The sequence below is a fragment of the Mangrovivirga halotolerans genome (genome assembly GCF_026241165.1).
GTDB lineage: Bacteria > Bacteroidota > Bacteroidia > Cytophagales > Cyclobacteriaceae > Mangrovivirga > Mangrovivirga halotolerans.
Genome location: NZ_JAPFQN010000010.1, coordinates 35,630 through 59,610, shown reverse-complemented (window position 1 = coordinate 59,610; position 23,981 = coordinate 35,630). Strand labels below are relative to the sequence as shown.

General features: G+C 35.4%; 16 protein-coding genes. 15 read left to right on the top strand and 1 reads right to left on the bottom strand.

Going from position 1 to position 23,981, the window contains the following annotated elements:
- Positions 1-205: 205 nt before the first annotated feature.
- From OO013_RS16395 to OO013_RS16350, 10 genes are all read left to right on the top strand, one after another.
- Positions 206-832, top strand: coding sequence for a hypothetical protein (locus OO013_RS16395; RefSeq protein WP_266058050.1), 627 nt, complete (start codon positions 206-208; stop codon positions 830-832).
- Positions 833-1,206: 374 nt separating this feature from the next.
- Positions 1,207-2,088, top strand: a complete 882-nt coding sequence (locus OO013_RS16390) for a radical SAM/SPASM domain-containing protein (protein WP_266058049.1) — start codon at positions 1,207-1,209, stop codon at positions 2,086-2,088.
- A 300-nt stretch (positions 2,089-2,388) separates the two neighbouring features.
- On the top strand, positions 2,389-2,781 hold the full coding sequence (locus OO013_RS16385) for a hypothetical protein (RefSeq protein ID WP_266058047.1): 393 nt from the start codon (positions 2,389-2,391) through the stop codon (positions 2,779-2,781).
- 133 nt (positions 2,782-2,914) lie between these two features.
- Positions 2,915-3,298: a hypothetical protein gene (locus OO013_RS16380; RefSeq protein WP_266058045.1), complete on the top strand. Its 384-nt coding sequence runs from the start codon at positions 2,915-2,917 to the stop codon at positions 3,296-3,298.
- 445 nt (positions 3,299-3,743) lie between these two features.
- Positions 3,744-6,224, top strand: a complete 2,481-nt coding sequence (locus tag OO013_RS16375; RefSeq protein WP_266058044.1) for a cation-translocating P-type ATPase — start codon at positions 3,744-3,746, stop codon at positions 6,222-6,224.
- 267 nt (positions 6,225-6,491) lie between these two features.
- Entirely contained in the window at positions 6,492-7,286 is a 795-nt protein-coding gene (locus OO013_RS16370) for an alpha/beta hydrolase (protein ID WP_266058042.1), read from the top strand.
- 52 nt (positions 7,287-7,338) lie between these two features.
- Positions 7,339-8,769 (top strand): YfcC family protein, encoded by a 1,431-nt coding sequence (locus tag OO013_RS16365; protein ID WP_266058040.1) that lies wholly within the window; start codon positions 7,339-7,341, stop codon positions 8,767-8,769.
- Positions 8,770-8,970: 201 nt separating this feature from the next.
- Entirely contained in the window at positions 8,971-9,246 is a 276-nt protein-coding gene (locus tag OO013_RS16360; protein ID WP_266058039.1) for a hypothetical protein, read from the top strand.
- A gap of 563 nt (positions 9,247-9,809) precedes the next feature.
- Positions 9,810-10,376 carry a Crp/Fnr family transcriptional regulator gene (locus tag OO013_RS16355; RefSeq protein ID WP_266058036.1) on the top strand — a complete coding sequence of 189 codons (567 nt, stop codon included), beginning with the start codon at positions 9,810-9,812 and terminating at the stop codon, positions 10,374-10,376.
- Positions 10,377-10,444: 68 nt separating this feature from the next.
- Complete coding sequence (locus tag OO013_RS16350) at positions 10,445-12,769, top strand: beta-glucosidase (protein ID WP_266058035.1); 2,325 nt, start codon at positions 10,445-10,447, stop codon at positions 12,767-12,769.
- Between the two features lie 1,470 nt (positions 12,770-14,239).
- On the opposite strand, the gene OO013_RS16345 is transcribed toward OO013_RS16350, so the two are convergent.
- Positions 14,240-18,199, bottom strand: a complete 3,960-nt coding sequence (locus OO013_RS16345) for a carbohydrate-binding domain-containing protein (RefSeq protein WP_266058034.1) — start codon at positions 18,197-18,199, stop codon at positions 14,240-14,242.
- Positions 18,200-18,787: 588 nt separating this feature from the next.
- Between OO013_RS16345 and OO013_RS16340 the strand changes: the two genes are divergently transcribed.
- From OO013_RS16340 to OO013_RS16320, 5 genes are all read left to right on the top strand, one after another.
- Positions 18,788-19,543 carry a DUF6090 family protein gene (locus OO013_RS16340; RefSeq protein ID WP_266058033.1) on the top strand — a complete coding sequence of 252 codons (756 nt, stop codon included), beginning with the start codon at positions 18,788-18,790 and terminating at the stop codon, positions 19,541-19,543.
- A gap of 430 nt (positions 19,544-19,973) precedes the next feature.
- Positions 19,974-20,858 (top strand): hypothetical protein, encoded by an 885-nt coding sequence (locus OO013_RS16335; protein ID WP_266058032.1) that lies wholly within the window; start codon positions 19,974-19,976, stop codon positions 20,856-20,858.
- 158 nt (positions 20,859-21,016) lie between these two features.
- The gene (locus tag OO013_RS16330) at positions 21,017-21,829 is read left to right on the top strand and encodes an alpha/beta fold hydrolase (RefSeq protein ID WP_266058031.1); all 813 of its coding nucleotides are present in this window, start codon (positions 21,017-21,019) and stop codon (positions 21,827-21,829) included.
- 219 nt (positions 21,830-22,048) lie between these two features.
- A complete protein-coding gene (locus tag OO013_RS16325) occupies positions 22,049-22,522 on the top strand; it encodes a glycosyl-4,4'-diaponeurosporenoate acyltransferase CrtO family protein (protein ID WP_266058030.1) in 474 nt (157 codons plus the stop codon).
- Between the two features lie 566 nt (positions 22,523-23,088).
- A complete protein-coding gene (locus tag OO013_RS16320; RefSeq protein ID WP_266058029.1) occupies positions 23,089-23,979 on the top strand; it encodes an ABC transporter ATP-binding protein in 891 nt (296 codons plus the stop codon).
- The last annotated feature ends 2 nt before the right edge of the window (positions 23,980-23,981 follow it).

Sequence of the window (23,981 nt, the reverse complement as noted above, 5' to 3'; positions counted from 1 at the left end):
CTTATTCAGCATATCATGATGAGCTTTATATATTCCGGGAATCGAAAAACTTTTTAATATTAACCAAAACAATAAAGGCTAAATGAGATTTAAAATAGCCTTTTCAATTACCACAACAAAAATGAAAAGAGTAAAATTATTTGAATGCTTTTTAGTTACATTAGCCTTATTTGCCTGTGAATTTAACCAATAAACCAATAAAGATTTGAACACTGGTGCCTATACAAGAGGAGATGGATTAAGTTCAGATGAAATTATTATAGAAATTAATGGAGTAATTGAAAACAGGAACAAGTTTATAAATGGTGAGAAGGTTAAATTTATATTTAATAACATCACAGGCCTGAAAAATGAAAATGGTAAATCATATCCTGGTTTATCTTTATATATTGTTAAGAATGATAAGGATACAGTTCTACAGAATGATGACCTATTAGCAAATCTGGAAGATGGAACAGAGTTATCACCACTGCAACTTCAAGCTAACTTTACCGCAGTATTACCCCATGATAACGAAGAATCATATAAAGCACTTGTTAAAATCTGGGATAAAAAAGGAGATGGTTCGTTAAATTATGAATTACCTTTTACCATGGAAGCTAATAAACTATTAAAAATAAAAAAGGAGAAACTTACTTTCACTGAAATTTATCTTTGGGATAAAACCGAAAACCATGTGGTAGTCAATAATGAAATTAATATTGCTAACGAATTTATATTTGCTTTAGAAGGAATAGATGGTCTGGAAATAGTTGACGGTAAAGCTTTCCCATCTTTATCAATTGAAATTATCGACAATAATGGGAAGTTCCAATGTTTTAGAGACGTTTAGTTTAACGGGTGTTGATCCTGATGGTTTTAAAAATAACCAGTTACCGATAAATATCACCTTTACTGGTGATCAAATAAATAATCCTTGTAAATTAAAAGCCTCCTTAACAGATTTAATGTCTAACCGAAAAATTAATATCACCGGGGATTTAATTATTCAATAAAGTTTTTTTAATAAGTAATAACAGACAGGGCCATTTAGTATCAGAAACTAATGGCCCTGTTTTGTTATGCTGTCTTCCAGATTCCAGAAGATTCATTGCAGTTTTATATTTTATAATCAAAAACAAAAATTATTGTTATGATTAAGAAATTTAGACGTAAATAGCGTGAAAATCAAAATCAGATCTACAGTTATTCATAATTGATAAATGGATGTTTAAAAAAGTTTACCTGGAAATTTCGAATATCTGCAATGTGCAGTGTTCTTTTTGCCCTGTAGTGGAAATGGATAAAAAAATAATGGATCTGATTGAATTTGAAGACATTATAAAACAGGTAGCTCCACTAACGGAAGTTATCTGTTTACATTTACTAGGGGAACCACTTGCCCACCCAAAGTTTTTAAATATTTTAGAAATCTGTGATAAGTACAATACTAAAGTCGACCTGACTACCAATGGTATTTTAATCAAAAAGCATAAGAATAACATTTTAAATTCTAAATGTATTCGTCAGATAAACTTCTCACTTCAGGCTTTTAAAGACAACTTTCCTGAAAGGGAAATTGAATCATATCTTTCACCAATATTGGAGTTTGTAAAATCAGCAAATGTAGAGAAGCCTGATCTATATATAAATTTCAGGCTATGGAATCTGAATAGTAATGCTTCTGATAATGAAGATATATTTTCCATGATCGAGTCTCAATTTGATATATCAATCAATAGAAATATTGAACTGGGGGCAATAAAATCGAAGCGGATCTGGAATAGACTTTATCTCAATTTTGATTCTCGTTTCGAATGGCCTTCATTTTCATTACCACATCAGGGATTAGAAGGCCGTTGCCATGGAACAATCAGTCATATAGGCATTCATTCTAATGGAACCGTTGTGCCTTGTTGTTTAGACCAAAAGGCATCGATTAATTTGGGTAATTTAAAAACTTCCACAATCCACGATATAATTAATAGTGACCGGTTCGTAAATATGAGAAATGGATTTTTAAACGGTGTTTTGGTTGAAGAATTATGCCAGCATTGTAGTTATATACAAAGGTTTAGTAAGCCCAAAAAGAATAAAAAGATCGCGTAATTCCTTTCTTCTAATTTAATATGTTTGCACAGAAAATGTTCGGTTAGAAACAGTATTACCGGGCAATTCATTTTGATAAAATAGATTCAGCATTCCAATAGCTGGTCTAACCATAATGTTTTCACCGTGAAGTCCCTTCTCATAATAAGGTTACAATTCTAATTCAATATGTATTAACAAAAGTAAATATTGATCAAAGACCAATTTTTTGATTTGTCCAGTTTACTCATCATACATCTGGCTTACCCATGGTCTTGATAAAAAGGAATTTTATAATAACCAAAACAAAATAACTTAAAAATGAAGTTAATAATAAAGTGTAAAGATTGTAGAAATGAAATCGATAGTCCATATAAAGCCTCTACACGTATAAATATCGTCCAGAAATTTGGTGAGGAATTCGAAATCAAATGTCCGGCCTGCAATAGTACAAATACATACGAAGTAGACGATATAAGAGCTGTAGACTATAGTTTTGGAGAATTAGTACAAAACAGAATTGCCGTGTTTTTAGTAATAATGGCAGTCACTTTCGTCCTTGGGTTTTTCTTGATTGGTACCGGAGTAGGAATTATCACTTCCATTGTGTCTGCTTTGATAGCAATAATTTTGTTTAAAAATAATAATTCCGGTAAGAACCTCACTTTTAATAAGCATAAAGTAAAAGGAAGAATGAGCAATGTTGGAGCTTAATTGTCCAACTGACAAAATCCAAATTTCTCCCACTTTTCAAGTAAACGTTTATAATATCCTGAAACGGAATATATGAATTCATTCTATGCTAATTTAGTAAAGAGACTCAATTGATTTACCACAGTTATTTTCAATGAATGAAATAATTAAAAGTATAATAGCTACCGTACTTCAGACTACTATATACATTCTATTATTCGCTATGGGCTGGATACTAGGGATGGTGATTCACAATCCATCATCAATGACTATTGCAGAAACAGTTGGGTTTGCAGCGTTTATAAAATTTTCAATTATACTCTTCGGAACAGCTATGCTAATTATGAATGTGGTTCTTAAATTGTTAAACCGAAGATGGTTGCATGGAATAATGATTTTATTCACTGTAAGTTATATACTCTACTGGGGTCAGGGCATCTCATATACACCGTACAAAACACTTTTATTCCTTATTACAGGAATTGTTGCTATCTATTCAAAAATACCAATAGACCGGTTATTGAATAAAACTGTATAAAGAATATTAAAGAAATTCTATTTATATTTTTGTTACTTTTTTAAATCAAAAGGCATATTTCGTTCATTGAAAATATAATACAGGAACTTACGGTGAACCAGATATTATTACACTTATGCTGAATGGTGAAACTAAAGGCGTTTTCTATTATTTAACAGCCAGCACTTCACCAAAGAGGGATTTAAATAAAAATAGGGCAATATCTATTCAAGTCTAGAAACATTTCAAAGACATTTGCCTAATTAAAATCAGGAATCATACCAGTCAAATCCCAAGCCGCTTTCAATTAACAGTTCTAGAAAAAGAAGGAATAAAACTTATAACCATATTAATTCTATCTATAAAAATTCAGATTAGAAATACTGAATTCAAAAATCCTAAATTATTCTTATTAGCAGATAAACTCAAAATCTAATAACTTAATACCAGGATAGATTAATCAATTTTGATAAAAAAATACACTACAAATATTTCAGGACTTTCCCCAGATCAAGTGGCAGAACAAAGATCACTTAACGGGGCAAATGAGAGCATTGAAAAAGAGGGGATTTTACAAAAGATTATCTTTTCGATTATCACTGAACCAATGCTAATTTTGTTATTAGCTGCCTGTACAATTTATTTTATATTTGGTGAGCTATCAGAAGCTTTTACAATGCTTGCAGCTATTTTCTTTGTTACAGGCATTGACATATTTCAAAATTTTAAAAGTCAAAAAGCGGTAAAAGCCTTAAGCAAGCTAACCTCCTCTAAAGCCAAAGTCTTAAGGGAAGATGAGGTCGTTATATTACCGACCAGGGAAATAGTTACCAGAGATATAATTATTTGTGAAGAAGGAACTATCATTCCAGCAGATGCGAAAGTAATATCATCTTATGATTTTTCAGTAAATGAAGCAATCATGACAGGCGAGTCTGCTTCGATTAATAAGCAATCAGGGGAAATGCTGATACAAGGCACAATGGTTGTCGGCGGCTATTGCTATGCGAGAGTTACAGCAGTAGGAAAAAAAACAACCCTGGCAGGTATTGGTTACCTGGTAAAAGAAACCAGCCAGACTAAATCTCCTTTACAAGAAAAAGTCCATCATTTCGTCAAGAGAATGGTGATTATAGGTGCTATTGCATTTTTATTTGTCTGGGGCTATCATACCTGGGAAAGTGGCAGCTTACTACATGGTCTTTTGCATGGGTTAACTATGGCTATGTCCGTATTACCAGAGGAATTGCAAGTAGCACTATCTACCTTTATGGCATTGGGCGCATATCGATTACTAAAAGTTGGAATCATAGCTAAAAGTCCCCGAACTGTAGAAACATTGGGTTCAGCAACAGTTATTTGCCTGGACAAAACCGGGACTTTAACACAAAACCTGATGAAAGTCACTCATGTTTTTGACTTTCAAACAAATCGCGAAATCAACTATGATAATCAGAACCAGGCTTCAGAAGTTTTAGAGTATGCCATGTGGGCGAGTGAAGAATCGCCTTTTGATCCAATGGAGAAATCCATTCATGAAATATTTGATAAAAACAACACAAATGATCTAAGAACTGAATATAAAATAATTAAGGAATTTCCTCTTTCAGGAAAGCCTCCGGTAATGACACATATCTTTGGTAATCAAAAAGGAGATAGAATTTTAGCCTGTAAAGGGGCTTTAGAAAGTATTGTAAGAATATGTAATTTAAACGCCTCAGATGCTAATATTGCATTAGCCAAAGGCCAGGAGTATGCAAAAAAAGGATATAGAGTACTGGGTGTAGCTAAAGGACATTGGGATAAAGAACAGTTACCCGAAAACCAAGAAGAAATCACTTTTCAATTTCTTGGACTAATTACCTTCCATGATCCACCTGATAAGCACATACCTGAGCTAATTAAGAATTTCTACCAGGCAGGAGTCCGGGTAGTGATGATTACTGGTGATTACCCCGAAACAGCAATGGCTATTGCACAAAAAACCGGTATAAATCATAGCCACATAATTTCCGGGGACGAAATTCAACAAATGAATAAAAATGAGCTTAAACAGGCTGTTTCAACCTGTGATATTTTTGCCAGAATATCACCCGGACAAAAATTAAAAATCATTGCTGCAATTAAAAGTAATGGAGACACTGTGGCTATGACGGGAGATGGTGTAAATGATGCGCCAGCATTAAAAGCAGCCCATATTGGTATATCAATGGGAAAAAGAGGCACTGAAGTTGCAAAAGAAGCTGCAGATCTGGTCCTGACAAATGATAACCTCGATAAAATGATGGATGCTATTTTCCTGGGCAGAAGAATTAATGAAAACCTTAAAAAAGCATTTCGATACATTATCTCAATTCATATTCCGATCATTCTTCTCGTTACTCTCCCTATCTTTTTAACCTGGCTTCCTGTCATGTTATTTACACCTATCCATGTAATTTTTCTAGAATTAATTATGGGACCTACTTGTTCAATTATTTATGAAAATGAACCTATACAGCAAAAGAATTTGATCACACCACTTAAAAACTCCGGGAATTCACTTTTACAACGAACAGAACTTTGGATCACTATCTTACAAGGAATCATTATTACATTGGGATGTTTAGCAACAGGATATTGGGCTAAAACAACAGGGGAAAGTGATGAAGGCATCAGGGTTACTGTTTTTGGAACACTGATTATTTCAAATATTTTCCTGACACTGGGCAATCGCTCCTTTACTGAAAATATTTTTAAAACCATCAAATTAAAAAACCATTTAATCCCAATAATTATTGGGACCTCAGTATTATTTATGATTGCGATAAACTACATCCCATTTTTAAATGAAATATTCATCATAAACCCACTATCATTTCACGAATTGATTGTAATTATAATGGTAAGTTTAACTTCTACATTATGGATTGAATTTTTCAAAAAAGATAGTTTACAGACCTATTAATTAATAAAAAAAGCGAGTAGAGAATATCTGTGAGAAAGATAATTAAATCGAAAAAGTAGCTCCATAAAAAAGCTCACGCATTTCCAAAACGATCCTATATTGAATATATATGTTTATTTAATATAACTAATCCAATAAAATATTTGATTTAAATAATAAATAAGCTACTTTCAATAACCGGGGATGTTAATAATAAGCTTACAGTCATCTTTAGAACATTTATAGCCATAAAATAGGAAATCAAATTACCACAATTTTAAAATGAAGATGGCAGTCTATATAAAATTATTCAACACACTATTATTGTTAATTTTTTCATTTGGACACCTTTCTGTTCAGGCACAAAATGACACAACCCAAAATCCTTTAACTATTTGGAGTAACATCAATGCCTTTACTCCTACACTGGTTTCCCTGCCTGATAATTATGATTCAACAAAAAGCCATACTCTGGTAATAGGTCTGCATGGATTTGGAAGTACTGCTGAAAGTTTTCAACGTTTAAGTAATTATTTTACCGAAGCTGGCTTTATTTATGCGACTCCGGAAGCACCGTATAGTTTTCTCAAAAATGACGGCACAATCGGCTATGAATGGTTTCTATATGATATATCATCATATATTATGCTGGAAAGACCCGCCTCTGAGCGAGAAAAGGCAGCCATGCGTTTAACCACAGAAAAGCAAATGGCACAAGTTATGACTGATTTAAAACGGTCATTTAATATTGATAAAATATACTTTCTTGGATTTTCTCAAGGGGGCATTATCACCTATTTAACAGGTATCCACCATCATGATAAAGTAGATGGGATGATAATTTTCAGTTCAGTGGTTGACGAAGACTGGCTCGGAAATGATAATATAAAAGAGGGAAAAAGTGTACCAACTCTGATCATTCAAGGTGAAACAGATAAACTGGTACCCATCAATTTTGCTGAAAACGGACGAGATCTATTAATAAGAAATGGTTATGATGTGACCTATCAAAAATTTGATGGAGGTCACACCATTCCCCAAGATTTAATGGGCTTTGTCATCGATTGGATAAATAAAGAATAATTAAAATAAACAGATATAACGGAATGATAAAGTCACTCTCAACAATAAAAATATGAAAATAAAAGTTCCGCATGTCTTTATCTTTCTCTCCATTATTATTCTTTTTTGTGCTATTCTAACTTACTTTGTTCCTTCAGGAGCTTATCAACGAACCACCAGGAAATTTGGAAAAATTGAACAAACAGTACTAGTACCGGGCAGTTACAGGGAATTACCTAAAACGATCTCATTAAAAGGGCTTTTGTTAAATGAAAAAGTAAAAGGAGAAGCTTCTCCGGTTTCATTATTAGATCTGTTAACCGCTATTCCAAAAGGAATGCTGCAATCAGCAGCGTTAATATTTTTTGTATTTATAGCCGGGGCAATTTTCAACATTGTTATTTACACTAAAACGATCAATGCAATATTATTTTTCCTTATTCAAAAATTCAGACAAAGACCAACTATCCTTTTCTTTTTGATTTACCTTTCTATATCTGCCGCAAGCGCAATCTTAGGACTGGCAGTTGAGTTGATTCCACTCATACCGGTATTTCTGGTTTTATCAAAAGAATTTGGATATGACCGGATGTTTGGTCTGGCTTTAATTGCATTACCGGCATTCATTGGCTGGTCTACCGCCATAACCAATCCATTTAATGTAACTATCGCACAACAAATAGCTGAACTGCCCTTAGGAAGTGGAATGGTTTTCAGATTTTTTCTCTTTATGCTTTTTCTGGTTATAGGGTTTAGTTATTTAATGTATTATGGAAAAAGAGTAAAACAAAATAAAATAGCTTCTCTTGCTCCGGGAAACTCATACACTAAATCTGAAAAACTAAAAATAGAAGAACAAAAATTAACCTCCCGGCATTTATGGATTCTATTCGTATTGATCTTTGGGTATGCAATTATAATGTTATGTGTTCAAACCATTGGATGGGGATTGATTGAAATGACCGGAGGATTTATAGGAATTGGTATTCTGGTCATTCTAATCAGTGGTCTATCCGGAGATCAGGCAATGGAAACCTTTGTAAAAGGATTGGAAAAAATGATCATTCCAGCCCTTATAATTGGTTTTGCCAGGGGCATTTCAGTGGTAATGCAAGAAAGTCAGATTATAGATACTATTTTAAACCATGCTTCAAATAATTTAATGTTAATGCCTAAATCAATGGCAGGTAGTGGTATGCTCGTATTTCAGTCTACATTAAATTTCTTCATTCCTTCCGCATCAGGACAGGCACTGGTATCGATGCCAATTATGACACCTCTTTCAGATCTTATAGGAATTACCCGGCAAACAGGAGTGTTGGCCTTTGTATTGGGAGATGGGTTATCAAACATAATAATTCCAACTAATGGAGTATTGATGGCTATGATTGGCTTTGCTTCAATTCCATTTGGAAAATGGCTAAAGTTCATATTACCTCTTTTTATTATTTTGTTTTCCTGTGGTATATTATCCATTTTACTGGCAATATGGATGGGGTACTAACATTCAACAATGAAAACTATCAATAAGACAACTTTTTATTATTGATACTTGCATTTATTTATGTTACCTAGGAAGACAACAATCGTTTCATTTGCAACGAGAATGTGCGACTTGATCTTTACCACAAAAAACTATCTATCACTGATAACATCATAATTTGATTAAATTACTTCCGAACTAAAACCAGTATATTAAAAGATTATGCCAGTTATCATTAAACAGAAAAAACATTATCTAACCCGTCTTCCTCTTTGGCTGGCTCTGGTAATTTTCATAGGCCTCTCTCCATTTATTATCGGTTTTATCGGGGCATGGATCACTGAGGCAACTACTAACCAACCTTGTCATGAAGGAAATTGCGAATGGATGGTTATTCCATGGTTTGGGTTCATCTCTTTACCTCTTGGCGCCTTTGGACTACTTGTTCTTTTTATCATTTCTGTTTCAGATTCTATTGCACTTTATAGCAAAAATTAGACTGGCCAAACTCACAATTTTCCTTTGCAAGGAGGATGTATGAGAAGGGTAATCGTATTGCCTGAAATTAACCTCTGGCATAATAATACTACCTGTGACTGCTCTAAATTTAATTCGGATCACAGATCCTAGGATAAAAGTTCGACATTACAAATATCGAACAGCACCTTCCTTTTATGGAATTTATTTCAATTTGAAATACTTTTAAATCAAAAATAACCGCTTTTCAGGATTTGTAACACTATAGCCTTATCCATGGATTTGTAATTCAAATTTACATGATACAGAAGACTCAACAAACGATGATCTCCCCCACCCTTGTTAGGCTGTGCTAAACAAGGGCGATTGAAATTATTAATATTCTCCTCAGGCACCTTTTTTTTGTTCTAAAATCCCAACGGACCATCGTAAAACAAAATTCACCTTGATAAATTGTTTCATTAGATGTTTATATCCTGATAAAAAAATGTTTGTTAGCAAAGTAATTACGACTAATTTCTAAGATAGAAACTATAAAATTGCTTAGCATTTCATATATTTTAAAAATCACCATAAAAAATATTATGCCGGCATTTAAAAACCGTATTAATTCTCTCTATACACTACCGGATGAAGCTTTTGATAAGCTGGAAGAATCAACACAAACCAAAACATTAAAAAATAATGACTTTCTCCTGGATTACCATTCCATTTGCCGGCACATCTATTATATAAAAAAGGGAATGGTGCGGATCTATTATATTAAAGACGGACGCGAAATAACAGAATGGTTCGCATATGATGACAACTTTTGTTTTTCGATAATCAGTTATTTTAACGAAGAACCAAGTAACCTGATCATACAATGCATAGAAGATTCCGAAATAATACTACTACCCAAAAAGTCACTGGAAAAATTATCTGATATTGATCTTAACATCAGCAAATTATACCGGTCCATGTTTGCCACTTCACTTATTCTATCTCAATACAGAATGGAAGCCCTTCAGTTTGAAACAGCCTTTCAACGGTATGAAAAATTAATGGCCAACGATCCTGAAATTATTAAACGAGCTCCTCTAAAATATATAGCATCCTACCTGGGAATAACTTTTGAAACATTAAGCCGGATTCGAAATCAACTTCATTAATTGATATTTATCAATTTTTTAGTTCCTGATTTTTAGTTACTTGTGTTTACAATAAACATGAAACTAAAATGAAAAAAATCATCCCCCTGGTAATTACAATATTACTATCAACAGCTCCGATAAAGGCACAAAAGTTAACTACCGAAAACATTCCCCAGGTTGTTAAAGGCCTGACCCTCGAAGAAAAAATCAACATCGTTGTAGGCGTTGGATTTTACTTTCCGGGTATCACACCTGAATCTGCAAAAATCAAAGACAAGATTCCCGGTGCTGCCGGTCATTCATTTGCTATTGATCGCATCGGACTTCCGCAAATCGTCCTTGCTGATGGTCCTGCCGGTATACGTATCACACCGGAAAGACCAGGTGATGATAAAAAATATTATGCAACAGCTTTTCCAATAGCAACACTTATGGCATCAACCTGGGACCTGGATCTGATGAAAAAGGTCGGTGAAGCTTTTGGTGAAGAAGCTAAAGAATATGGTGTCGATATATTGCTGGCTCCGGCATTAAATATTCACCGTAATCCACTGACAGGCAGAAATTTCGAATACTATTCAGAAGATCCATTATTAGCTGGAAAAATGGCTGCAGCATTTGTTAAAGGCGTTCAGGAACAAGGAGTCGGCACAAGTATTAAACATTTCGCCGCAAACAACCAGGAGACGAATCGTATTACAGTAAACGCTGTGATAAGTGAAAGAGCAATGCGGGAAATATATCTCAAAGGATTTGAGATTGCCGTAAAAGAAGCAGAGCCCTGGACAGTAATGTCTGCATATAACCGTATAAATGGCGTATATGCCTCACAACGGCATGATCTTCTTACTGATATTTTAAGAAATGAATGGAATTATGACGGATTTGTAATGACTGACTGGTTTGCAGGAAACAGTGCCGTAGAGCAAATGAAAGCCGGCAATGACCTGCTCATGCCCGGAATTGAAAAACAAAGAGAGGATATCAGGAAAGCAATAGCTGATGGATCTTTATCAATGGAAACCCTGAATCAAAATGTCGAGCGAATTCTAAATATTTATACCAAAACACTTTCATTTAAAGGATATGAACCTGATGGAGAGCCGGAGCTGAAAAAGCATCGTGAATTAGCAAGAAAAGCCGCCACCCAGGGAATGGTATTGCTAAAGAATGAAAACCAGGCACTTCCAATACAAAAAACTCAAAAAATAGCCTTATTTGGCAATGCATCCTATGACACATTTATTGGCGGCACCGGAAGCGGGGATGTAAACAATATCGGAGATGTCACTATTATTGAAGGTTTTAAAACAAACGAAATTAGCTTTGATGAGGAATTAGCCAATGTTTACCAGTCTTATATTAAAGATGAAAAAGCAAAACTACCTCCAAAGGAATTTGCAATGGTTCCTGATCAAATGATCGATGAAAGAACATGGACTACAGAACAATTAAATAGTATTGCTGATCGTAATGATGTTGCCATTTTCACCCTGGGCAGATCGTCAGGGGAATTTATGGATAGGTCATATGAGAATGATTATCTCTTGACAGAGAAAGAATTAAATGCAATAAAACAGCTGTCTAAAGTCTTTCATGATAAAGAAAAGAAATTTATAGTATTACTAAATATCGGTGGAGTTATTGAAACTGATTCATGGAAAGAACTAGCTGATGCAATCCTGATTACCTGGCAACCAGGACAGGAAGCAGGCAATGCTGTTTACGATATTGTTTCAGGAGAAGTAAGCCCTTCGGGTAAATTACCTATGACTTTCCCTGTTAAAATATCCGATCATTTATCATCAGAGAATTTTCCCGGAAAGGAATATGATCTTCCTATGGAAGGAAATATCAGTTTTATGATGGCAAGGCCAGCTGAAGTACATTACGAAGAAGGTATTTTCGTGGGTTACCGCCATTTTGAAACAGCAGATGTTAACACATCTTTTCCCTTTGGATATGGTCAATCATATACCTCTTTTGAATATAAAGACCTTAATGTAACAGAAAATTCAGGTTCATTTGAAATATCTATGACAGTAGAAAACACCGGTAAAATGGCGGCAAAAGAAGTTGTGCAGTTGTATGTATCCGCTCCGGAATCTAACCTCCCAAAACCAATTCGCGAATTAAAAGGATTCTTAAAAACAAAGACGTTATCTCCCGGAGAAACACAGACACTAACTTTTTCAATTTCTGTTGATGATCTTGCCTCCTATCATACAGATCGTTCAGCATGGATTACAGAAGCCGGTGAATACACATTCCAGGTCGGGGCATCTGTATCAGATATAAAATTGGTAGAAACTGCCAATGTTCCTTCCGAAATTATCGTCTCAGATGTTGAAAACCAGCTGAAAAATATAGAAATGAACCTGGAAGAAAAGGAAAAAGAAGGTTCAAAGTAAAGACTAAGATTTTTTACCTAACTCCCCTAGGCAGAATATAACTAAGTAATACAAAAAATAAATGCGTGATTAAACTTCCAAATAATTTTAGTTTTTAGAGGTTTAATCACGCCCATTTATATTAACGAAAATCTCAAATAATTAATTCAGTAACAATAAACTATCTATATCTGGAATTTAAATCAAAAGCTGATTGATATTTCCTCAAAAACAAATCTAAAATTGCAATGAGGATAATCAGGAAGGGTAATCGTATTGCCTGAAATGAAACATCCTAAATCAAAATGACACAGTATAAAATCAGCGTTACAAACGCTGTCCTCAATACATCCTCGTTACGCTACGCTAAACAAGGACGATGGAGCAACTTTTATTAATGATGCCCACACAGAAATCAATCGCCCTAATTTGCAATGAGGATGACCGAGAAAGGCAATTGTATTGCCTGAAATGAAGCATCCTAAATCAAAATGACACAGTATAAAATCAGCGTTTCAAACGCTGTTCTCAATACATCCTCGTTACGCTACGCTAAACAAGGACGATGGAGCAACTTTTATTAATGATGCCCACACAGAAATCAATCGCCCTAATTTGCAATGAGGATGACCGAGAAAGGCAATTGTATTGCCTGAAATGAAGCATCCTAAATCAAAATGACACAGTATAAAATCAGCGTTTCAAACGCTGTTCTCAATACATCCTCGTTACGCTACGCTAAACAAGGACGATGGAGCAACTTTTATTAATAATATCCACGGAGAAATCAATCGTCCTTATTTGCAATGAGGATGACCGAGAAAGGCAATTGTATTGCCTGAAATGAAACATCCTAAATCAAAATGACACAGTATAAAATCAGCGTTACAAACGCTGTCCTCAATACATCCTCGTTACGCTATGCTAAACAAGGACGATGGAGCAACTTTTATTAATGATGCCCACACAGAAATCAATCGCCCTAATTTGCAATGAGGATGCGCGAGAAAGGCAATTGTATTGCCTGAAATGAAGCATCCTAAATCAAAATGACACAGTATAAAATCAGCGTTTCAAACGCTGTTCTCAATACATCCTCGTTACGCTACGCTAAACAAGGACGATGGAGCAACTTTTATTAATGATGCCCACGGAGAAATCAATCGTCCTTATTTGCAATGAGGATGACCGAGAAAGGCAATTGTATTGCCTGAAATGAAGCATCCTAAATCTAAAATGACACAGTATAAAATCAGCGTTACAAACGCTATCCTCAATACATCCTCGTTACGCTATGCTAAACAAGGACGATGGAGCAACTTTTATTAATGATGCCCACGGAGAAATCAATCGTCCTTATTTGCAATGAGGATGATCGACATGGGCAATTGTATAGCCTTTTATGCTGAATTAAACAAAAAAAAATAGCCCCGCCAAACTCTCGCTCAGCAGGGCTGCCCCTATATAAAACAAATTACCCCTATTTGATTATCAGTATTTCATGAATTTTCTCGTTAAAGGCTCGTTATCACCCAGGATTCTTATCACATACATTCCACGAGGAAGGTCCTGAACGTTAATACTCGTCTCTCGTTTATTAATTGCCTGAACCCGAATCACTCTGCCCGTATTATCTAAAATTTGTACTGATTCGTAGTCCCCGTTGTTTAATCTGACAATAAGTTCGTACTGTACCGGATTTGGGTATAACATTAGTTCTTCACCATTCAATGACTGATTATTTTCAACACCTAATATCCTTGAATCTGTAGTGCAACTTCCTACCACAAAAGAATGTCTGTTGCCGGAAGAATTTCGTTCTCCACCTTCCGGAACACTATATGTGTAATAAAAATAGATCTTCTGGTCTTCAGCTGCATTAATTTGAAATGGTTCGTCAGGTGAAACAACATATCCAGGATAAATACCTTCTGGTTCAGTACCATAATATAGCAGTGTGGCTGGGTTACCAATACCATTATAGCCTGGTACAAATGTCAACGTTGGATTATTGGAATCCCGGGAAATTTCTACTGTATAATCTCCATTTGGATATGCCTGGGTACAACCAGTTGGCACCACCACATTCTCCGCAAAAGCCACATAATTTAAGTTAATACCACCTGCAATAAAGAACACCCTCATCTTATGTACCCCTTCTGCTATATCTACATCTTCTATAGTGATGGTCTGATAACTTTGCCATCCGCCAGTATTCGGTACGGCTACAGATCCGGTCACATCATTACCATCGATCTCCACCCTCAACGATCCACCGCCAACAGCAGAGGCCACACGCAATGCAATATCATAATTAGATGCAGTAGAATTAATATCAAACTCCAGCCACTCTCCTGCTTCAGTCCAGCCTACATTATAAAGACCATCAACATCACCGGTTACTTCCAGATCCACATCTTCGTTTGTCCTGAATGCTCCTCCGATATTTCCAGGAGAGGTATCATAATAACCGCTAAAGTTTTCTGCCTCAACTCTTCCCGGAATATTAAACCCGGTAAAAACAGAATTAACCGTAACCGCTGCTTCTCCACTTACTGTTCCGCTTGTAGCAGTCACGGTGAATTCGCCAGCAATTGTTCCGGTAAACAATCCATTGTTATCAATTGTCCCTCCTGTGGCTGTCCATGCAAAAGAAGCATTGATTGGTTCATTGTTTTGATCAAATCCCTGGGCAGTAAATTGCTGTGTCTGCCCTTCATTTATTGTTGCTACATCCGGTGACAATACGATCGAAGTTAATACTGGTTCCTCAACTGACTCCACTCCTTCTATATAATTTAAATTGAAGCCCGGAGCATCGATTACAATCCTCATTACATGGCTTCCCGAAGAAATAGCGACGTTTTCCACTACTACTGTAGAATAAACCTGCCAGTTTCCGGTGTTAACCGGATAAATCGGACCAGTCACATCTTGTCCATCAATTTCGATATGTAATTTTCCATTACCCTGAGGAGAAGCAAGACGAAGGTTTATATCGTATAATTCAGACGCAGCTGTAGCATTGATATCGTACTCCAACCATTCTCCGGCTTCGGTCCAGCCAATGTTATACAGTCCGGTAGCATCACCTGTTACTTGAATATCAACATCATCCGAACGATATGCACCCCCCGTATTTCCTGCTGATGTATCAAAAAAGCCTCCTTCATTGTAATCTTCAGCTTCGACTAGCCCTGGAAATATAAACCCGGATTCAACAGGATTTACTGTTACCTGTGCAGTACCATTCACACTATTACTTGAGGCGGTTATAGTATACGTTCCCTGTGTCGTACCGGTAAAAAGTCCGTTTCCATCAATTGTTCCTCCCGTGGCGTCCCAGGTGAAACTAGCGTTTATCGGATCCCCGTTTTGATCATATCCCTGTGCAGTGAATTGCTGTGTTTCTCCTTCATTAATTGAGACTGTCGAAGGATTAACATCTATAGAAGTTAATACTTTGGTTTCTGTACCGGTATATTCAAAATAGATATCTGCGAGAGCAAGGTCAGTAATATTGCCGGTACCATTTATACTAAACAACGTTTCAACGCCGGACATATTAACCCCATCAAAATCTGAAACCGGTATAATCAACTCATGCCATTGCCCATCCCTGGCAAAACCATACGGATCATTTCCGGCTTCAAATACAACTGTTCCTTCTGCCAGACCGATATTAATCGTCAGGTTCAGAGTTTCATTTGAAGTTGTTTTCATTGCAAGTCGAAGATTACCGGATTCAAATGCAGAAAGATCATGGATTTGATCGGCGGTAAAACCAAGGCCAAACCATCCCAGGTTATTTCCGACATAGCTTAATGCTTCCTGTCCATTATAAGTTTCTGCCGGTCCTTCAGCAAGGGTCTGTTCCCATACATAAAGATCCCCTTCTGTACCCAATGTCAACTCATCAGCAACGGTTGAATTAGTGTAAAGGCCATAGTTCCCGATAGCGGGTACATATTTTTCATATTCCGGTGCTGGTTGAGATGAATAATGTATTTCATCGATTGTAAATGTTGAAGCAACAGTTGGATTATTAAACTCAACGTTTCCAATAGTAAACGGAGCCTGAACGCCTTTAAAATTGGTTACCAAAAGTTCCAGGGGAATTATCACATCGTGCCACTGTCCGTCGCGAACCAATCCATACTTTTCTTCACCGGCAGCAAATTCAACTCCACTGGCTCCGTTAGTGCTTTCAACCGATATATTAAACGGTTCCTGTGAAGTAGTCTTAATTTTAAACCGCAATGAACCATTTCTATAATTATCAAAATTGAGAATATCCGAACTATTGATTGTCATTCCCCCATACTGATTAGCCGGAAAGGTAACTTCAAAAGCCTGATCGCCGTACGGACTGGCAATACTATCAAGCTGGATCTCAGGGTTTGCAGGGTCTTCCCATAAAAAGATCTCAGCATCCACACCGAAATTTAATTGACTGGCAGTAGTCGTACCATCGGAAAAAAGACCAAATCCATCAGCACTGAGCAATTCTTCTTCAACGTTACCTAACGTTACTTCTCCATAACCATTAATATCGTAAACTCGAACATAGTCAATCAGCATATCAGCTTCAGAACCGATATTAGGCAAGGCCGTAACATTAGCCGGGTTGTTTTCAGCCGAAGAAAATGGCAACCATCCTCCTACGGCCATATTTAAAAGAATATAAAAATTGTCTCCCGAGAAAAACTCACTTTCAAAAGTAGTTCCTTTATCAATATTAAAAACTTCATAAGCGGTAGCCTCAATCGGATCTCCATTTACGTCTGTTTCTAAAACGTAGGCCGTTAACCGATCGGGTGTCCAGTCGACACGATAGACAAAAAAGTCTTCATTGAGCAACTTACCGGCCTCAGCAGGAGCATCGTATTTAAACGCATCTTCATTGCCATATTGCAAGTTTCCGGTAACCCCGGCATCTTCGGCTCGCCAGAATACATTGGCCTTAGCAACTGCATTCGTATTAGTGGAAGTGGCATTAAAACCGGCTTCCATAATATCAATTTCTCCGGTGAAAGGCCATCGGTTACCATCACCAAGCATCCAGAATGCAGGCCATAAGCCATTATTCATATCCGGAAGCTTAATGCTGGCCTCTACCCTCCCGTATTTAACACTTACCTTATCCTTAGTAAGTAGCCTGGCCGAGGTAAATGATTTACCATTAACATTTTCCCGTCGGGCAGTGATCACCAGATGACCATTTTCTATGCTCGTGTTATTACTAGTATAAGTTTGTAACTCCTGGTTTCCCCAGCCACAGATCCCCTGGTCGCAACCATCCCCTATCGCGTATGTCCAGACGGATTGGTCCAGTTGAGTACCATTAAATTCATCACTCCATAAAAGCGTTTGAGCGTGAGCAGTTAGTTGCAGAAAAATAAGAGCCATAAAGACTCCCACTCTTCTGAGTATTATCGTTTTGGTTTTCATAGATTATTTGGTTGATTATGCAAATTTTTGATTTCTGCATATTGAAAAGCGGTGTATGTTTCGATTTTGATTACCGAAAACCTTTTCGAATTACAGAAATAACATTTAAAGCTTGCAAAAAGAGCTAAAAATTAAAAAAAATGCAATACATCAATAATACATCAATTGAAAACCAAATATTGTTTTCAATAATATGAAAAATGTAAAAATCAGCTTTAAATTAATTTAATAAGACTTTTAACTACATCAATCATTCATCAGGAGATTACAATAAAATTTGAAAAAGGATAAGGGCGTAATCAGGAAAGCTGGCTATGCATAAGAGCAAAAATGCATTTTAAAAAGTGATATTTTTCAATTGATAGAGTCAGATAAACAAATACCCTTCTTCTAAAAAAAGCATGGTAAATGTTTAATCAAGATACAGGTGAGACAAAAATTGGCATCACATCAAATCGATCAAAAATCACGATCGATACAAATAAATATTAGTTGGTGAATAAAATATATTATATTTTCGAAAGTAGTTTCTTATTAACCTATGCTAATTCATAAATCAACATAAATCTTCTTCATCAATTAATACCAATGATAAAATTCTTCAGGAAAATTCGATACAGCCTTCTGTCTGAAAGTAAATTCAAAAAATACCTGCTTTATGCCATCGGAGAAATTTTTCTTGTCGTCATCGGAATCCTGATAGCTGTAGCCATTAATAATTGGAACGAAGAAAAGAAAGAAGCTAAGCTGCAAATAAAAATACTCAGGGAAATCTCTCAAAACCTTGGTGAAGATATTGTTTCGCTAGAGAATGATATCCGGTTGAATGAAAGTGGAATTAAAAATATTCAGATCATTGAAATGGCTATTGAATCGAATGATCCTTTGACAGATACGCTGCTACGTCGTTTTGGAAGGGTTACTTTCAATCCAACTTATACCCTGAAGAAAAGTGGATATAAAAATCTCTCAAGCATTGGCTTTCAAATCATTAGTGAAGATTCTATTCGAAGATCGATCACAAACCTTTATGAAACTCAACTAACCTTTTTAAAAGAGCGCGAGGAAACAGCTGAAAAAGCTACCTATGAATATTTAAACACCCGGTACCTCGAATATTTTAAAGAAATAAAATTTGACACCAGTAGTGGAAATCATTCTCCTTTTAAATTATACCACCCGAAGAATTATAAAAGCCTGAACAACGACCCTGACTTCCAGAGACTGCTCGATTATTCCAAAGAGATCAAATACGGCAACCTTTATGAGATAGACATGGCCATGGCAGACATTAAAGCTAATAAGAACATGATTGATGAATACCTTGAAAAAAGAGATCATTAATTGTAAAGAAACTATTGAATTAAGAATAAAGTGATCTTAATTTTTACACTGAAATATTCTATTAACATCGGTTACAAACTTTTAATAGTTAGTATAAACCGGAAGAAAAAGTTTGCTATTTAACCGGTAATAGCGATTTTTAGATTTTTAAGTCCTGACATATGAACGCATCATCATAGATCTGGCAGATAATTATTAACTTATAAATGAAAGACAATCACAGAATTAGAGTTATCACATAGTTGTATTTTGATTTATCATACAGACGGGGAATTGATACAAATTTTAACAATGGATATTTTCATCAGTTTAACGGCTGGTATCGATCAGAAAAAAATTTAATTGAAAAATATAGCAGGTGAATCAGTAACAACCTCTCAATGAGAGAAATCAAATATGAATTAATATTCTACTTTTTTTTAAAATTCCTATGAAACAAATTTTTAGCATACTTCTCTTCACAATTACTTTCATCTCAAATGGGCAGGATGACAACCCTGATTTTGACAACCTTGTAAAGCTGGGCGAGATCTATTCAGGAAACGTTATGGCCTCTGGAGATGATTTCAAAAAAGCAGTTGAAGAATTAAGAACGCCTGGGCTTAATCATATTATTGACGCGCTAATCGCAGTCGGAGAAGCTGATAAAAAGCTCCTGACTAAAGAGTTTCTCTCAAAGCCTTCTGAACAGGAATTAAAATACTGGTATGTAATAAGAGAGATACATTACAATAACCAAAAAGAAAATTCCAATCCACGCCCAAATGCCGAGGTTGCAAGAGAAATATTAGAAAAAGAAATAGACAGTCGTTGGTTGTTGATCAATTACTACTATCGAATTCATAGTGGGATTGCTAAAATGTTTAACAACAAAAATCTAAGTAAAAATAACTTCAACCTGGAGGAATATGGATTAGAAAATGATACTGAAAAAGCAATTTTCTTTTTCTCGATTTCTAACTCATTGACAGAAAGATTCAGAGTCCTTAACATGATGAAGAATTATGATAAGCTACTACAATTTGAAAGCAAACTCCCTTCATTTAACGGAAAGGCTTATTACGAATACATTTCATTTGATTTTGAAGACTTCGACTATATTGGATACGACAAAACTGAGTCCTACAAAAAACAACACCTGGGCAAATTTTACTTAGTTCTGAACAGTCACCTTTCTGCACTTGCTGAAAAAGACAAAACAGATGCGTTGAGTCATTTGTATTTCAATTCAATCCTTTTTAAACCGGATTATTTCAAATATTCAGGTGACCTGGAAAAAGACCTAAAAAAGCTCTACAATAAATCTTCGCAGTAAATAACTAAAATTATACAGCTGGTATACCTTTGACTAACTCAGTAAATAGACAGTATTGACAATTCAATCCCTTTCAAGTAAATTACTTAGAGTCAGTCAAAGGTTACCTCTTACTTCTTTGACGTTGTGAACTCACCTCCTTTATAAAACCCCGTAATATGCCTGATATATCAGTAAACGGAACAACCCTGTATTATGAACAGGAAGGAAATGAAAAGGAGACGTTGGTTTTCGGGCACAGCTTATTGTTCAATCTGCGGATGTTTGACAGCCAGGTGGAATATTTAAAAAGCAAGTACACCTGTATCCGTTTTGATTTCAGAGGACACGGCAAGAGCGAATCAACAGATAACGGATATGATCTCAATACCCTCACCGAAGATTTTGCCGGCCTTGTCCAAGAGTTAAATATCGGCAATTGCCATTTTATTGGATTTTCTATGGGAGGCATGGTCGCGTTGAGAGCAGCCATAAAATACCCCGAACTCATCAAATCATTGATCCTGATAGACACCTCTTCAGAACCCGAGCCCAAAAGTGGTATGATCAGAAATAAGGCGATGCTATTTGTCGCAAAATATATCGGACTGGCACCCATCGCAGGCAGGGTAATGAAAATGTTTTTCGGAAAGTCATTTTTACATGATCCGGAAAGGGAATCAACCCGGGAATTATATTCAAACTACTTTAAGACAAACGACCGGAAAGGAATAGTAAAAGCGGTAAAGGGAGTATTATATAGAAAAGGAATAACCGGTAAACTAAAACTGATCAATCAGCCGACCACGATACTGGTAGGAGAAGAAGACCAGTTAACAGATCATCAAAAAGCCGAGATTTTACATAGAAACATCAGGAATTCAAAACTGGAAGTAATTCCACGGGCAGCCCATATGTCACCGGTTGAAGAACCTCAAATTGTTAACTCAATAATTGATAAACATTTAAGAGCGTTTTATCAAAATTCATAAGACCTCCTTTTTCTATTATCAAGTGAATTTAATCGGTGATCTATTTTTATTCTTTCTTTTTATCTTAATGAAAACTACCAAATTGGATATTACTTAAAAGAAATTGCATTATAACTCGTAAAGAACTATTTTAAATTTTTAATTAAGGTTTATCAACATTTATATCAACTAAACAGGGAAGTTGCCTTTCTTATTTAAACGGCTACAATTAAACCATTTATGATTAAATATTTCACCTTCGGAATTTCCATATCATTTATTTCCTGGATCGTCGGAATGATTTTTAATAACATACTGATGAAGACCGAGTACTATGAAAAAATATCTAACCTGAATTTCATTAAGAATAGAAAACTAAATAAGACAATTGGCATTAACCAATTCAAATGGATTGTAAAGAATACCTTTTTCAAATTCTTCAATCAAAAAATCAAGTTGGAAAATAAAAATACCGATTTGATTGAAATACGAAAAGAAATGACAATTGCAGAAATAAGTCACCTGATCGGATTTGTATTCGTAACTATTATTGCCATATACATGAGTGTTACGAAAAATTACTTATATGGTCCTTCGATAATGATTGTCAATATTATAATGAATTTATATCCATCCTTATTACAACAGGAAAATAAGAGGCGCCTTGACATCCTGATCAAAAGGCAGGCTAAAACGGTAGCTAACTCGAAATAAGAGAATCGATTGTATGAGTGAAAATCTTTAGAAATTAAGTATTATCAAATATAAAGAGATGATTTCACCCTATTGTCTAATGGATACCATGTGGCTTACAGAAAATTCACATTTAGCAAAACCGCAAACCTTTGGCCATCTTTAAAATGACCATTTGTAAACGATCTCAAATAAGAGAAGAATCTGAATTTGAGAAGAAAACAGCTATTTTACTCCCCTACTCCAATAATCTTTTATCACAACTTATTATAATTAAGGCATAGTATTCCAATCATCGAATATTCTGCCATCCCTGTAAATAGCATTATCAATCTTCACTAATCTTCATTACTACAACTACCACTCGTAACCGTTAGCAACCGCCTGCATGCCAGTATTTATGATTAAAAAAGTTTGAGATTGTATTTTATTAAGCTACTTTCGATTTTTAAGGAATTTAGGAATAACCAATACAACATTGCTTTTATATGAACTTCAAGAATAATAAACGATGCTACTTATCGTTAAATCATAATTAATCAACACAAACAACAACCATAAGTATTTAATTTTCAAAAGAATAAACAATGAGCAAATTAACTATCAACAACCTATCTAAAACCTACCCTAACGGTGTCAAAGCACTGAATAACGTTTCACTTGAAATTGGAACCGGAATGTTTGGTCTCTTAGGACCCAATGGAGCCGGTAAATCTTCATTAATGAGAACTATCGCCACTTTACAGGATGCTGATACCGGAACCATTACATTAGATGACCTGGATGTTTCGAAAAACAAACAGGAAATTAGAGAGAAACTGGGCTATCTGCCGCAAGACTTTGGTTTATATCCCAGAATTAATGCTGAAGTGATGCTAGACCACATTGCTCAAATGAAAGGGGTTGGAAATAAATCAGATAGAAAATACCTCGTTGAAAGTTTACTAAACAAGGTCAACCTTTATAGTCATCGTAAAAAAGGTCTTGGTACATATTCCGGCGGAATGCGCCAAAGATTTGGTATTGCCCAGGCTCTGGTAGGTGATCCTTCTCTTATTATTGTTGATGAACCTACAGCCGGACTGGACCCATCGGAAAGAAACAGATTTTACAACTTATTGAGTGAAATCGGAGAAAATACAATTGTTATTTTATCGACACATATTGTTGAGGATGTAACCACTCTATGTTCCAATATGGCCATAATTTGTGAAGGAGAGGTATTGATGCAAGGTAAGCCGAAAGAAGGAATTGAAAGTTTAGAGGGTAGAATTTATAAGAAAGCCATTCAGAAAGATGAGCTTAATGAATACAAATCTACCTACAATGTGATTTCCACAAAATTAATTGAAGGAAAGCTTAGTTTAAGAGTAGAAAGTGAACAAAATCCTGAAAATGGATTTGAACCTGCCAAAGCTGATTTGGAAGATGTTTACTTCAGCCAGATTTCTAAGAAAGTAGATCCGATTACTCTTTAAAC